At 66.3% G+C, this 13,679-nt stretch carries 14 protein-coding genes; 5 read left to right on the top strand and 9 right to left on the bottom strand.

What is annotated here, in order from left to right:
- Positions 1–61: 61 nt before the first annotated feature.
- Together ACV17W_RS03200 and arsC are read left to right on the top strand one after the other, a co-directional pair.
- Positions 62–1,510, top strand: a complete 1,449-nt coding sequence (locus ACV17W_RS03200; RefSeq protein ID WP_462595017.1) for a CoA transferase — start codon at positions 62–64, stop codon at positions 1,508–1,510.
- Positions 1,511–1,573: 63 nt separating this feature from the next.
- Positions 1,574–1,936 carry an arsenate reductase (glutaredoxin) gene (arsC, locus tag ACV17W_RS03195; RefSeq protein ID WP_462595016.1) on the top strand — a complete coding sequence of 121 codons (363 nt, stop codon included), beginning with the start codon at positions 1,574–1,576 and terminating at the stop codon, positions 1,934–1,936.
- Between the two features lie 45 nt (positions 1,937–1,981).
- On the opposite strand, the gene ACV17W_RS03190 is transcribed toward arsC, so the two are convergent.
- Positions 1,982–2,536 carry a peroxiredoxin gene (locus ACV17W_RS03190; protein ID WP_462595015.1) on the bottom strand — a complete coding sequence of 185 codons (555 nt, stop codon included), beginning with the start codon at positions 2,534–2,536 and terminating at the stop codon, positions 1,982–1,984.
- A 127-nt stretch (positions 2,537–2,663) separates the two neighbouring features.
- Positions 2,664–3,068 (bottom strand): DoxX family protein, encoded by a 405-nt coding sequence (locus tag ACV17W_RS03185; RefSeq protein ID WP_462595014.1) that lies wholly within the window; start codon positions 3,066–3,068, stop codon positions 2,664–2,666.
- A 214-nt stretch (positions 3,069–3,282) separates the two neighbouring features.
- Between ACV17W_RS03185 and ACV17W_RS03180 the strand changes: the two genes are divergently transcribed.
- Positions 3,283–4,341 (top strand): M4 family metallopeptidase, encoded by a 1,059-nt coding sequence (locus tag ACV17W_RS03180; RefSeq protein WP_462595013.1) that lies wholly within the window; start codon positions 3,283–3,285, stop codon positions 4,339–4,341.
- A complete protein-coding gene (locus tag ACV17W_RS03175; protein WP_462595012.1) occupies positions 4,338–4,655 on the top strand; it encodes a protealysin inhibitor emfourin in 318 nt (105 codons plus the stop codon). Before ACV17W_RS03180 ends, ACV17W_RS03175 begins: the two co-directional genes overlap by 4 nt.
- A gap of 9 nt (positions 4,656–4,664) precedes the next feature.
- Here the strand turns inward: ACV17W_RS03175 and ACV17W_RS03170 are convergent, their stop codons facing one another.
- From ACV17W_RS03170 to ACV17W_RS03140, 7 genes are all read right to left on the bottom strand, one after another.
- A complete protein-coding gene (locus ACV17W_RS03170) occupies positions 4,665–5,090 on the bottom strand; it encodes a universal stress protein (RefSeq protein ID WP_462595011.1) in 426 nt (141 codons plus the stop codon).
- 281 nt (positions 5,091–5,371) lie between these two features.
- Positions 5,372–6,388 carry an XdhC family protein gene (locus ACV17W_RS03165; protein ID WP_462595010.1) on the bottom strand — a complete coding sequence of 339 codons (1,017 nt, stop codon included), beginning with the start codon at positions 6,386–6,388 and terminating at the stop codon, positions 5,372–5,374.
- Positions 6,385–7,026: a nucleotidyltransferase family protein gene (locus ACV17W_RS03160; protein WP_462595009.1), complete on the bottom strand. Its 642-nt coding sequence runs from the start codon at positions 7,024–7,026 to the stop codon at positions 6,385–6,387. The genes ACV17W_RS03165 and ACV17W_RS03160 overlap by 4 nt, the downstream gene beginning before the upstream one ends.
- A gap of 193 nt (positions 7,027–7,219) precedes the next feature.
- On the bottom strand, positions 7,220–7,831 hold the full coding sequence (locus tag ACV17W_RS03155; RefSeq protein WP_462595008.1) for a hypothetical protein: 612 nt from the start codon (positions 7,829–7,831) through the stop codon (positions 7,220–7,222).
- A 475-nt stretch (positions 7,832–8,306) separates the two neighbouring features.
- On the bottom strand, positions 8,307–9,230 hold the full coding sequence (locus ACV17W_RS03150) for a DUF72 domain-containing protein (protein ID WP_462595007.1): 924 nt from the start codon (positions 9,228–9,230) through the stop codon (positions 8,307–8,309).
- A 62-nt stretch (positions 9,231–9,292) separates the two neighbouring features.
- Positions 9,293–11,632, bottom strand: a complete 2,340-nt coding sequence (locus ACV17W_RS03145; protein WP_462595006.1) for a cytochrome P450 — start codon at positions 11,630–11,632, stop codon at positions 9,293–9,295.
- A gap of 12 nt (positions 11,633–11,644) precedes the next feature.
- Positions 11,645–12,622, bottom strand: a complete 978-nt coding sequence (locus ACV17W_RS03140) for a Bug family tripartite tricarboxylate transporter substrate binding protein (protein WP_462595005.1) — start codon at positions 12,620–12,622, stop codon at positions 11,645–11,647.
- A gap of 125 nt (positions 12,623–12,747) precedes the next feature.
- Between ACV17W_RS03140 and ACV17W_RS03135 the strand changes: the two genes are divergently transcribed.
- Positions 12,748–13,578, top strand: a complete 831-nt coding sequence (locus ACV17W_RS03135) for an IclR family transcriptional regulator (protein WP_462595004.1) — start codon at positions 12,748–12,750, stop codon at positions 13,576–13,578.
- Positions 13,579–13,679: the final 101 nt, after the last annotated feature.

Below are 13,679 nucleotides of genomic sequence, written 5' to 3'. Positions count from 1 at the left end.
CGGTGATATTGACGCGCCGGCGCCCCGGCTCTGTAATCAGGTGGCTGGTGTTTGATGCAGAATGGAAACGCTGATGGATGCTACTAAGTTGTACCCCGACGGTCAGGGCCGCCAGGCCAGAACGGGGCGTGACGCCTTGCTGGGTCTGTGGCGGCTGCAGGCCATGCCCGACGAGGCCATGGATTACATCGATCTGTCCGGCCGCGAGCCGGCCTTGCCCTCATCGTTCGCGGTGGGTGTCGCGGCACAGGCGAGCATGGCGGCCGCCGCCCTGGCGGCCGCCGAGGTTTGGCATATGCGCGGCGGCAAGCGCCAGCGCGTGGCGGTCGACATGTTGCACGCGGCGCAGGAATGCCGCAGCTACTTCACGCTGGACGGCGTGGCGCCCGACGTTCACGACAAGCTCACGGGGATGTATCGATGCGGCGATGGCGGCTGGGTACGCATCCATGCGAACTTCGCGCATCACCGCGACGGCGCGCTGAGCCTGCTGGGCTGCGCGCCCGGCCCCTCCACGACGCGTGAACAGGTCGAACGAGCCTTGTCGCAATGGCGAGCTCTGGATTTCGAGCAGCAGGCGGCCGAGGCGGGCCTGGTGGTGGCTGCGATGCGCAGTTTCGACGAATGGGACCACCACGCCCAGGGCGTGGCGCTGGCTGGCCAGCCAGCGCTCACGGTCGAGCGCATCGGCGATGCCGATCCTCGGCCGCTGCCGCGCTATGGCCAGGACGCACGCCCCCTGAAGGACATACGCGTGCTCGACCTCACGCGCATCATCGCGGGGCCGGTATGCGGCCGCGCGTTAGCGGCGTACGGGGCCGACGTCATGCTGATCAATGCTCCCCACCTGCCCAACATCGACACCATCGCCGAGACCAGCCGCGGCAAACTGTCCGTGCATGCCGACCTGCAAACCGCAGACGGACGTATCGCGCTGGCGAACCTGCTGCGCAGCGCGCATATTTTTGTACAAGGCTACCGTCCAGGTGCTTTGCAGGCGCTGGGATTCGGGCCGGAAGAGGTCTCCGCCCTGCGTCCGGGCATCGTCTACGTATCGCTGTCGGCCTACGGCGAGAGCGGCCCATGGGCCGCACGCAGGGGTTTCGATTCGCTCGTCCAGATGGCCACCGGCTTCAATCACGCAGAGGCGCTGGCTGCCGGGGCGTCGACGCCCAAGCCGTTGCCGGTGCAGATCCTCGATCACGCGTCAGGTTATCTGATGGCCTACGGCGCACAGGTGGCGCTGGCCCGGCAGGCTACCGAGGGAGGCTCGTGGCACGTGCGCGTGTCGCTCGCGCAGACCGCGCGGTGGCTGCGTTCGCTGGGGCGCGTGCCGGACGGCCTGCAACGTGCCATGCCGCCGATCGAGGGTTACCTGGAAACCGGCGCCTCTGGTTTCGGTGAGCTGGCCGCGGTGCGCCATGCGGCGCAGTTCTCGCAGACACCGGCGCGTTGGGCGCGGCCTTCGATGCCCCCCGGGGCGCACCCCACGGTCTGGCCGTTCAGCTAGGGTTTGTCGCCTGCCTGAGATGCGTCCGATTGGGTAGACTATCTTTTTGGCTCAGGAGCTCGTATGTCTGCCACCATTTATCACAATCCACGCTGCAGCACCTCGCGTAACGTGTTGCAGATGATCCGCGATGCCGGCATAGAACCTACCGTCATCGAATACCTGAAGTCGCCGCCATCCCGCCAGACCTTGGCGGGGCTGATCCAGCAATCGGGCCTGACGGCGCGCGAAGCCATACGCGCAAAGGAATCGCTTTACCAGGAAATGGGGCTGGACGATCCCGGCGTCACCGACAGCGAGTTGCTGGACGCCATGGCGGACAACCCCATACTCATCAACCGGCCGTTCGTGGTCACCGAACAGGGGGCGCGGCTGTGCCGGCCGGCTGAGCGGGTATTGGAAATTCTGCCCGGGGCCACTCGCTGACATTCTGCGCGGCGGCCCGGCGGGCGCCAGGCCGCGGCACGCGCATCACGGGCGGGCAGGCGCCGACGCGGCACGCCACTCGCGCAGGGCCTGCATCGTATTGCCGACATGGCGGTCGGGGCTCATGTCGGTATAGGCATACAGGATCTTGCCATCGGGCGTGATCACATAGGACACTCGCTTGGCGTATTCGGGTCGGCGGTCATGGACGGCGTCGTACGCCTTCATGACCGACCCGTCTTCGTCGGCCGCCACTGCAAACTTGCCTCGGCATTCGCTGACCGAAAACTTCTTCAGCGTGTCGATGTCGTCGGCGGACACGCCGATGACGGTCGCGCCCAGCGCCTTGTAGTCATCAGTGGCTTGCGCAAAATTCCGCGCTTCGATCGTGCAGCCCTGGGTAAAGGCCGCCGGATAGAAGTACAGCACGACCGGGCCATGGGCCAGTGCATCGGCCAGATCGAATGTGTACACCTGGCCGTCCAGGGACGCGGGCGCCGAGAAGTTGGGGGCCGGCGCTCCCACGGGCAGTTCGGCACGAACCGCGCCCGCCCAGGAGAAAGCCAGTGTCAGGGCCAGCAGGGCAGCAGAACGTTTCATGGCATGCTCTCGAACTAGGATGATCGGCGCCGGCTTTCGCCGGAAATGCCGTGGGGGATGCAGGCACTGTACGATAACGGGGCCGCGCGTGCGATCCCGATGACTCAACCCTGGCGCATGCTCGGGCTCAGTTCCAGCGGCCCCCGGAACCGCTCAGGGCGAACCGGCCCGCGCCCATGAATGCCAGCGCCAAGGCTCCGAACAGGAACATGCCCTGCAGTTCGAGCGCCCAACCCCCTTGCGGCGTAATGCTGGCCAGATGCCCCATGTGAGCCAGGAAGATGGCCACCAGCATGTTCAACACGATCAGCAAGGCGCCAAGCCGGGTATAGATGCCCAGAATCACCAGCAATGGCCCGATGATTTCTCCGACGTAGGCGCCATAGGCCAGGAATCCCGGCAGGCCATGCGAAGCAAGCATGCCCGAAATGCCGCCCACGCCTCCCGACAGCTTGGCCAGGCCATGCATCAGCACCAGGATGCCCACGCTCAGGCGCAGGATAAGCTTGCCGGTATCGTCGGATTTGATCATGAAGACTCTCTTTCGTCTGTAGTTGAGGACCGCGGGCTGGACTGCCTGGGCTTTGGGCCGCCAGGCGGGTGCGCCACGGGCGGAGTCATTATTGCAAATCTTTCATGAATGGCAAGCAGCGCGGCAGTGGGCCGGCGCCGCATCGGGCCGGCCGGTGTCCATTTCTGCTAAGGTCATGACGAGGCAGTTTCAATCGCCCTTCGGAGGCCCGTTCATGTCGAGCGTCATGTACGACCCGTGGTGTTCAGGCGTAATTCCCCCATACATGCTGGACCGGTTGGCCCATCATGCCAGTGCCCGGGTACGCGAGCGTGTCAGAGCCACATTGCGCATCGAGCAGCACGAGCGCAGCCTGCGGCCGTCCAGGCCGGCCGCCTCGCCGGCCCTGCGCGCGCCGATGGCGGCCACGCGGGCGCCGGGCCAGGTCGAGCGCGCGGTATACAGCGCGGCCAACGGTATCGCGCTGCCCGGCCATCTGGTGCGCGGCGAGCGCCAGCCGCCCAGCGGCGACCCGGCCGTTGACGAAGCCTATGCGCACCTTGGCGCAACCTACGATTTATTCTGGAAGGTGTACCGGCGTCACTCGATCGACAATGGCGGCTTGCCGCTGGTGGGCACCGTGCATTACGGCGATGACTATGACAATGCCTTCTGGAACGGTTCACAGATGGTGTTCGGCGATGGCGACGGCGAAATCTTCAATCGCTTTACCGTCGCGGTGGATATCGTCGGGCATGAACTGAGCCATGGAATCATCGATCACGAGGCGGGCCTGGTCTATCAGGGTCAGTCCGGCGCACTGAACGAGTCGCTGTCCGATGTCTTTGGTTCGCTCGTCAAGCAATATCAGGCCGGCCAGACCGTGGAGCAGGCCGACTGGCTGATCGGTGCGGGCCTGTTCACGTCAGAGGTGAATGCCCGGGCGTTGCGCTCGATGGCGCGGCCCGGGTCTGCCTATGACGACCCCGCGTTGGGCAAAGATCCGCAGCCGGCCCATATGCGCGACTTTGTGCGCACCGACGATGACAACGGCGGTGTGCATATCAATTCCGGCATTCCCAACCGGGCGTTCTACCTCACGGCGACTGCGCTGGGCGGCCACGCCTGGGAACGCGCCGGACGGGTCTGGTACGACACGCTGCGCGACAAGCGGCTGGGGGCGCATCCCGATTTCACGACCTTCGCGACCTTGACGCTCGGCGCCGCCAGCGGCGACGCGGCTGCCCGCCAGGCTGTCCATGAGGCCTGGCGAGAGGTGGGAGTCTTGCCGTGATCGACCTGCCATCGCTGGACGATGCGCGGCGGGTCCGTGTGTCGCGCCAGGGCGGCCTGGCCTATCTGCCGGCGCGCGTGGCGCCGCGTGAATTCGACCTTCAGGCTTGCCCCGACGATACGCGGCGGGCAGTCTGCATGGCCCTGCGCGAGGCCGCGCCGCACGGTTCGCTCGAAGGGGCGGCGGGCGGCGACCAGCGCTATTTCCGCATCGAGATCTGGTTTGTGGAAGAGGCGCCCCGCGTCAGGTTCCAGGTACCGGAACACGGAGCGCCCGAGGCTCTGGTGCAGTTGTGGAAAGAGGGCGGCGTCTAGGCGCCGACGCTACTTCACCAGGGTGACGGGCATTTCGGCCAACGCGATGACCTTGTTCGCCACGGATCCCATCAGCATGCCCGGCAGGGCGCTCAGGCCGCGCGTGCCCATCACGACATGCGAGCATTGCTGCGCCTGGGCATAGGAGGCGATTTCCTGGGCAGACTGCCCGGGCTGCACGGCGGTCACGATGGGCACGCCCGATTGTTCGGCGATCTGCCTGGCCTCGGCCAAGGCCTTGTCGGCCTCGTCCTTGTAGTAATCCTGGATTTCGTCCTGGTTCAGAAACATGCGCGCGTGGCCGGACAGCACGGGCACGGGCACGTTGAGCAGATGCAACTCGGATGCGTTCTGCTGTCCGGCCATGGCGATGGCCACTTTCAATGCGCGCAGAGCGCAATCGGAACCGTCGACGGGAACGAGGATTTTGTACATGGGGGCTCCTTGCGTAGACGCAGTTGATGATTGTGGGATGTCCCCCAGCCAGGCGATCCACCACATTTGTGGCGCGCCAGATCATCTACCGCCAGGATGCGACGGCAAGCCCGGTGGCACGCGCGGCTGCAAGCAGGCCGCGAGCGTCGCCTCGATCCGGCGCCGCGAGCGCCGCCCGGCTGGGGACGCACAACCAGACGCAAGCGCCATGCCGGCCTGGTCGCCGCGTGGCGATGCCATCCGCAACGGACGCCGGCGGGGGTGCGGTGCGTCAGCCTGTCTCAGTCTTGCGGGCCCGCCTGCAGACGGGTGTCGTCGCGCAATGTGCCGGTGTCCAGGTACGCGGACGCCTGGCCGGTTCCCAGCGAATTGCGCACCCATACCAATTCGGCGGCCACGGCGACGGCAATTTCGGCTGGCGTGCGGCTGGCGATGCGCAGGCCCACCGGGCCGTGCAGGCGTGCAATCTGCGCGTCGTCGAGATCGAACTGCCTCAAGCGCTCTCGACGTTTCGACTGGTTGGGCCGCGAACCCAGCGCGCCGACATAGAACGCCGGCGATTTCAAGGCCTCCAGCAGGGCCATGTCGTCGAGCTTGGGGTCATGGGTCAGGGCGACGATGGCGGTGCGGGCGTCTACGCCGATTTCGACGACGGCGTCGTCGGGCATCGCGGTCAGAAGTGTGGTGTGGGGAACCTCCCAGCCTTCGTGCAGTTCTACGCGCGGGTCGCATACGAGCACGCGGAAGTCGAGCATGGTGGCGATGCCCGCCAATGCCCGGGCCGTCTGGTTGGCGCCGATGATGAGCAGGCGCCACTGCGGACCGTACACGGCGCGCAGGATGCGGCCGTCGAAATCCGGCCCGTCCGCGGGGCCCGCAGGCGCCACGGTGCAGGCGCCGGTTTGCAAATCGAGCGTACGGGCCACCAGCTGCTGGGCATCGATGGCATGTAGCACCCCCGCAAGCCAGCCGGCCTCGGCCAGTGGCTCAATGACCAGGCGCAATGTGCCGCCGCACGGCAGGCCGAAGCGGGCAGCCTCGTCGCCGGTTACCCCGTAGGAGACACGCTCCGGCCTCACACCGAGCTGGCCGGCCTGTGCACGCGCGATCAGGTCGTCTTCGACGCATCCGCCCGAGACCGAGCCGACGATGCGGCCGTCGGCGCGCAGGGCCATCAGGGCACCGGCCTGCCGCGGCGCAGAGCCCCAGGTCTGGGCCACGGTGGCCAGATGCACGGTGTGGCCTTGTTCGACCCAGTCGCGCGCCTGGCGCAAGACATCCATATCCAGAGGGTTCATCGCGAGGAGTTTCCTGTGAGCAGATCTTGTGGGGTGTCGATGTCGAGCAGGACGCCGGCATCGCCGCATTCAACTTCCAGCGCGCCATGTCGCTGCAGCAAGGCTCGCGCGCCAGTATCGCCGCCGATTTCGGCCAGTTCGGGCAGGAAGGCAGCACCGAAAACCACGGGATGACCCCGCCGGCCCTCGTGAACGGGAACGACGATACGATCGTCGGTGGCGCACTGCAGGATGCGCTGCAGGGTTTCGCTGCGTAGCCAGGGCATGTCGGCCAACGCGACCGCACAGGCTGGCCGCCTGCCGCCGGGCGCCGGGCGATCCAGCAAATGACGCGCAGCGGCGGCGAGCGACACACCCATGCCGCGCGGCTGCGCTGGCGCCTTCACAATGCCGCAGCCAGCGCGCGCCAACAATGCGGACAGCTCGGGCATATCATCGGCCACCACCGCGACGGTATCGGGCACGACGCTCAGCAGTGTGACGGCGCTGGCCTGAGCGACCGGGCGTCCGTCAGGAAGAGGTGCCATCAGCTTGTGCGCGGCATCGGGGTGCAGGCGCGCGGCGCGCCAGCGCTGACCGGCGCCCGCCGCAAGCAAGACTCCCACGCAATGATGTACCGGGGCTATCGATGTCACCATACCTTCCACGACCTGAACCTCGTTCGAGGTTAGGCCGGCCGGCAGTGCGGCGTCAAGCGGGGCGAGGTGGGGCGGCGATGGTGCGGTGGGAGGGGGATTGCCGGTCCCGTGATGAAAAACGGCGAGGCCCGGTATCCGGGCATCGCCGTATGCTGCCAGAAGGGCCCGTCAGGCCTGCATCATGCAGGGTCTTTCAGGCTTTGGTCATGCTGGGCGTGTTGATGCTGTCCGCCAGACCGGCCAGGCGCATGCCGCCCGCATACTGGTCTTGCGCCGCCAGGGCAGCCAGGCGCCGGTTGTCCCCGAACGGTACGTCGGGCACGGCAGCCAGGGCGGCCAGGGCCATGTTGCCGTCTTGCTCGTTGGCGGCCAGGGCGGCAAGCGCCATGTTGCCGTCCTGCTCGGTGGCGGCCAGAGCAGCCAGGGCGGCCAGGGCCTTCCCGGTGTCCGGCTGGCTGGCGGCCAGGGCGGCGAGGGCCATGTTGCCGTCCTGCTCGCTGGCGGCCAGGGCAGCCAGCGCGGCGCGGCGGAAATCCATGAACTGCTCATCTTCATACGAGAAGCTGGCCTTGGTCATATTGCTCTTGAGCGGCGTCTCATAAGAGAGGGCGGCTTTTTTCATGGTGGCTTTTTTCATGTCTTCGTGAGACATGCTGGCTTTTTTCATCGTGCCTTTCTGTACGTCGTCACGCGAAAGGGCGGCCTTCCTCATGTCGTACTTGCTGAAACCCTCGGAGGCGGCCAGGGCGCTGCCGGCGGCCAGGATCAGGCTGAGGGAAACGGCGAAGGTAAGGGTCTTGTTCATGATCGACTTCTCCAGGTGTTCGCGGCGCTGCCGCTAGGGGGTTGGGTTGCGGCCTTGCCGCGGTTTGGTCTTCGGCAACGCGATGACGTTTCGTCGTTGCTTGGGAGCATGTTAGGAAGCCGATATTGAGGCGCCGTTAAACGGCAACGCCCAAACCATCCCGCCTTCAACGTCCCATTCAACGCAAATTCAACGCCTGGCGAGCGTCCGGACGACGCCGTCAGGCGGGGGGTAATGAGCGGCTAGGGGGCGCTCGCGCCTCCAGGGCGGCCACGTCGCGGCCCCGGAGGCGTCCCGCCGGACCTGCGTGCCCCTTCCCGAGCGGCGCTTCCGACCGCCCGGCGGGTGCAGGACGTCATAGGGCTGTGGGGGTGTATGGCAGGCCGCTGCGCTGCGCAGCGAATCCACGGCGCGCGGCGCCCGCCCGGGCAGGCGCGGTGAGGCCCGGTGCGGGGTGAGTCCGACGATTCGTGGCTCAGGCCTGCGGTGCAGGTTCGACGGGAGCCAGGGGCAATTTCAACAGGCGCGCCAGGTTCCGGGCGTCGCGGGGCGCCTTCACCTTGATGTCATTGTCGAAATAGCAATAGACATCGCGTCTGCCGTACGGATGGGAAGGGCGCGGGCCGGCGCGGCGCGCGTCGCGTGGCTCGCGTCCGGACGACCACGCGCGTATGCGGCTTGCCCAGCGCTGCAGCGCCTTGTCGGTGTAGCCGCTGGCGTACAGTTCCTTGTCGCCGTGCAGTCGCAGATAGGCAAAGTCGGCCGTTGCGTCCTCCAGCAGGGGCCATTTTCCCGCCGTATCGGCGGTGACCAGCGCTACGTTGTGATCGCGCAGCATCTGCACGAATTCGGCACAGGCAAAGCTGTCGTGGCGGATCTCCACTGCGTGGCGAATCGCACCGCTTTGGCCCGGCTTCAGCGCCGCGCGACCCGCTACCCGGCCGTCATGGCGGGCGGCAAGGCGTGCCGCCTGGTCGGTATCGCGAGGCAGAAGCGAGAGGAATGGCCCGAAGAGTTCGGGGTCGAAGCGCATGGAAGGCGGAAATTGCCAGAGAATGGGGCCGAGCTTGTCGCCCAGTTCGAACAGGCCCGACGCCAGGAAATTGGCGAGCGGTGTTTCGATGTTGCGCAACCTCAGCCGATGTGTGATGAAGCGTGTGCCTTTCACGCTGAAGACGAAGCCACCCGGCGTGGCTTCGCGCCAGCGGGCGAACCACTCGGGCCGCTGCAGTGAATAGAAGGTGCCATTGATCTCGATGGTAGGCACCTGATGCGAGGCATAGCTCAGTTCCTGCGCCTGGGGCAGGTCGTCGGGATAGAAGGTGCCGCGCCAGGGGGGATATCGCCAACCCGATATCCCGATCCGTATGGCGCTTGCATGCGAGTCCGAAGAAGTCATGGCAGGGCAGGCTGGTCAGGAGCCTACACCCAGCAAGAATCGCGCCGCGCCGCGCTGGGCGCCTACAGCTCCAGCACGATCTTCCCGCCCGCCGCACGCGAGCAGCACGACATCATCTTGGTATTCGCTGCGCGCTCGGCGCGCGTCAGCACTACATCGCGATGGTCGACCTCGCCTTCCAGGACCCGCACCTCGCATGAGCCGCACAGGCCTTCTTCGCAATCGCTCTGAACGTCGATATTCGCGGCCCGCAAGGCCGCGAGCAGGGTCTGTCCGGCACCGACCTGCACGACGATGCCCGAGTCCTTCAGTTCGGCCTGGAAGGCATGTTCGCGCGTGGGATCCAGTGCGCCCACCGTGGAGTGAAAATGCTCGACACGCAATGCGTCGTCGGGCCAACCCTTGATCGAGCACGCCTGGGCCAGGGCATCGAGCATGCGCTGCGGACCACAGGCGTACAGCTGTGTGTGCGGGGCCAGGCGATCCAGCAGGGCGGTAAAGTCGTTGCGCTGCTGCTGGTCCGATATGTAGACATGCAGGCGGTCGCCGTGCAGTTCCTGGAGTTCGTCGAGCAAGGCCATGCCGGCGCGGGAACGGCCGCTGTAGTGGAGCTGATATTCGATGCCGCGGGCGCGGGCCCGCCGCGCCATGGCACTGATAGGTGTGATGCCGATGCCGCCGGCAATGAAAACCGCCCGGGTCGCATCCGGGTCGAGCCTGAAGTGGTTGCGCGGTCCACGCAGGCGCAGCCGGTCTCCCGCCTTGAGCTGCCGATGGATCCAGGCCGAGCCGCCCCGGCCCTGGGGTTCGTTCAGTACCGCGATCTCGTAGGCGGATGTGTCGTCCGGATCGCCGCACAGCGAATACTGGCGCGACATGCCCGTGTCGCCGCATTCGATGTCGATGTGCGCGCCCGGCGCCCAGCGCGGCAGCGGCTTGCCGTCGGTGCCGGCCAGTCGCAGCCTCAGGACGCCGTGGCAGGCCGGATCGGCACGTTCCACCACGACGGTACGCGTGATGGCGTGTACGGTGGGCTCGCCAATGCGTGCGGGATGGCATGCCTGCAGCAATTCGGGATGTCGTCGTTCCGGGTTCATAGCCGGATCCCATTCGACCCACAGATGCTCGGGTCCGCGGAACGACGTATTGGGCACGTAGGTGAAGACCTGGTCGCAAAGGCGCATGTGCGGCAGGCGGCGGGTAAGCTCTTGAAGAAAGATCTGCATTTCCATGCGCGCGAGATTTTTTCCCATGCACTGGTGCGAGCCGTAGCCGAACGTGAGCTGGTCGGTGGCGTTTTCGCGGCGGATGTCGAACAGGTCGGCGTCCACGAAGTGGCGTTCGTCATGATTGGCCGACGATGACACGATGAGCAGTTTGGCGCCCGCGGGGATGCGCACGCCGGCGATTTCCACATCTTTCGTGGCCAGGCGGCGCCAGGCGGCGACCGAACCGTTATGCCGCAGGCATTCTTCCACCGCGTTGGGGATGAGCCCGGGGTCTTCGCAGATGTCGCGCCACGCATCGGGATGTTGCAGCAGCAACTTGATCGCGTTGGCGGACGCATTGGCCGTGGTTTCGTGGGCGGCGACGATGCCGGCCATCATCATGGAATGCAGATAGGAGTCGGTGACGATGTCCGGGTGCTCCTGCTGCTTGCGTATCCCGTACTGCATCCAGCCAGGCCCGGACGGATCGCGCCGCATCTTGTCGAGCACCTTTCCGGCGAACTGCCAGAAATTGCCCACTGCGTGTGCCACGGCCACCTGTTCTTCCGGCCGGGGCCGGCCCCAGGTGTTCACGGTGTGCGCGATGGAGTACTTGCGCAGCATGTCCATGTCTTCTTCGGGTACACCGAGGAAGTGCAGTGCCACGGTCAGCGGCACTTCCCAGAGCATCTGGTCGACCAGGTCGGCCCGTCCGTCATCGATAAAGCGATCGACATATTCGCGCGTGAGCCGGCGCACCATGGGCTCGTGATGCTTGAGTTCGGCTGGCGTGAACGGGTCCATCAGCAGGCGCCGCCGGGGCATGTGCGCGGGTTCGTCTTCGTTGACCAGCGTGCGGCTCATGCCATAGCCGTAAGATTCGAGCACGGCATTGGCTTCCGGCCCGGTGGGTGTGATTTTTTCGAGTGCGATGGAAGGACTGAAGGTCAGGTTGTCGCGGAAGATCGCCTTGATGTCGTCATAACGCGTCACGACCCAATACCCTAGCTTGGGGCTGTAGAACACCGGCTCCTGCTCGCGTGCCCAGCGCACGTACTCGGGCGGGTCCTGCTGGTAAGCATCGCCAAACGGGTCGAATTCGGCCGCACGCGGGCTGACGGGGCAGCCCGGGCCCGGCGCAGCAGTATGGTCTACAGGGCAGCCCGTCGGGCGGTCCGTTGCGGTATGGGTCATGACGCGCAAACCTCAGTCCAGCTTGATGTTCAGATCGGCGATCAGCTTGTGCCAGCGGGCGCGTTCACGCTCGAGCAGGGCGTTGAACTCGGCGGAGGTGTTGCCCACCGGTTCAACACCGAAGTCGACCAGACGCTGCTTCACCGAGGGTTCGTTGATCGCGGCCACGACCTGCTTGTTCAGGGCATCGATCACCGTGGGCGGTGTCTTCCCCGGCACCACCAGCCCCACCAGCGCGGCAGCCTCGACATTCTTGTAGCCCAGCTCGGCAAAGGTGGGCACGTCGGGCAATTGCGGCAGTCGGGTGGCGTTGGCCACTGCCAGCGGCCGGACCTTGCCCGCCTTGATGAAGCCGGCGCCGGCCGCCATGTCGACCATCATGGCGGGCACCTGGCCTGCCGCCACGTCGGCCAGGGCGGGGGCGGCGCCTCGGTAGGGCACGTGCACCATGTTCAGCCCGGTCTCGACCTTGAAGAGTTCCATTGCAAGGTGGTGCGGGCTGCCCGCGCCAGCCGAAGCGAAGTCCATGCCCGACTTCTGGTTGCGTGCCTCTTCAATGAACGACTTCACATCGCTGGCCTTGCTTCCCGGACCGGCAACCAGAATCATCGGGAAACGGCCCATCAGTGTGACGGGCGCCAGATCCTTGCTGGCGTCGTAGGACAGCTGCGAGTACAGCACCGGATTGAAGACCAGGGTGCCGTTGTCTGCCGACAGCATGGTGTAGCCATCCGGCGCCGCGCGCGCGGTCTCGGACGCGCCGATCGCGGTGTTGCCGCCGGGTTTGTTGTCGACCACCACGGGCTGCCCGATGCGCTCGGACAGGCCCTGGCCGATGGTGCGGGCCAGGAAATCGGAGCCGCCGCCTGCGGCATACGGCACGATCCAGCGCAACGGCTTGCTGGGGTAATCCTGGGCGTGGACGCCGGTGGTCGCCAGCAGGGGCAAGGCCAACAGGCCCAGCGTAAACAGGGACTTGCGTAGGGACATGGTCTCTCTCCAGAGGTGCGCATCGGAACCGCGCGGTTCTTCTTGTTGCGTAAATGATATACGCTATGCGTAATTCAATGAAGCCGCAAATCCGTGAGGATTTTCCCTACCCGACAGGACCCCGCATGCCCACGAAATTGCCTCGGCCGCTCTCAGCGCGGCCTGATTCCGCATCGAGTTCCGACCGCCGGCGCCAGCGCGTGCAAGCTGCCGAAACGGGTATGGCCGTGCTGAAGGGCCTGGCGCGGCTGGGTGGCCGGGCCTCGCTCACCGCGCTGGCAACGCACGTGCAGGAGAGTCCGGCCAAGGTGCATCGTTACCTGGCCAGCCTGGTCGAAGAAGGCCTGGTGCAGCAGGATTCCGGCACGCAGCAGTACTACCTGGGCCTGCAGACTCTGCTTCTGGGTGTGGCGGCCATGCGCCAGGCCGATCCCATACGCCTGTCCGAGCTCGCGCTGATACGTCTGCGGGAATCACTGGAGGTCACCTGTTTCCTGTCGGTCATGGGCAACAAGGGGCCCACCATCGTGCGATTCGAAGAACCGGGGTTGCCGGTTACGGTGAATGTACGCGTCGGGTCGGTCATGCCCTTGTTGTGGTCTGCCACCGGGCGGGTGTTCCTGGCGCAACTGGATGAGGCGGCAGTGCTGGCTCGCGCGCAGGCCGAGCTCGACGCCGCGCCGCCCGAGCAGCGTGCACAGCTGCCAAGTGGCGACCCGATCCCGGCATTGCGGCATGCGGTGCGCGCGGACGGCTGCGCCACGGTTCGCGATACGAACCTGAAGGGCATCAGTGCGGTGGCCGCGCCGGTCTTCGACTACACCGGGCACACTTGCGCGGTGCTCACGGCGCTGGGAGCCACGGGCGGGTTCGATGCGTCTGTCGAGGGGCCCATCGCCACGGCCGTCAGGCAGGAGGCGCGCGCCATCAGCACGCTCCTGGGGTTCCAGGAATAGGACGCGGGCCTTGGCACGTCGTTCCCGATGATTCAACATGTGAACGTTCGACTGGGCGAGGCTTCGCAGCGGGAGTCCGCCGGCCGCTGTGGGCCGCGCCC

The organism is Bordetella sp. MIP270_01_BMS, assembly GCF_054958705.1.
This window is presented reverse-complemented; position numbering and strand designations above follow the sequence as displayed.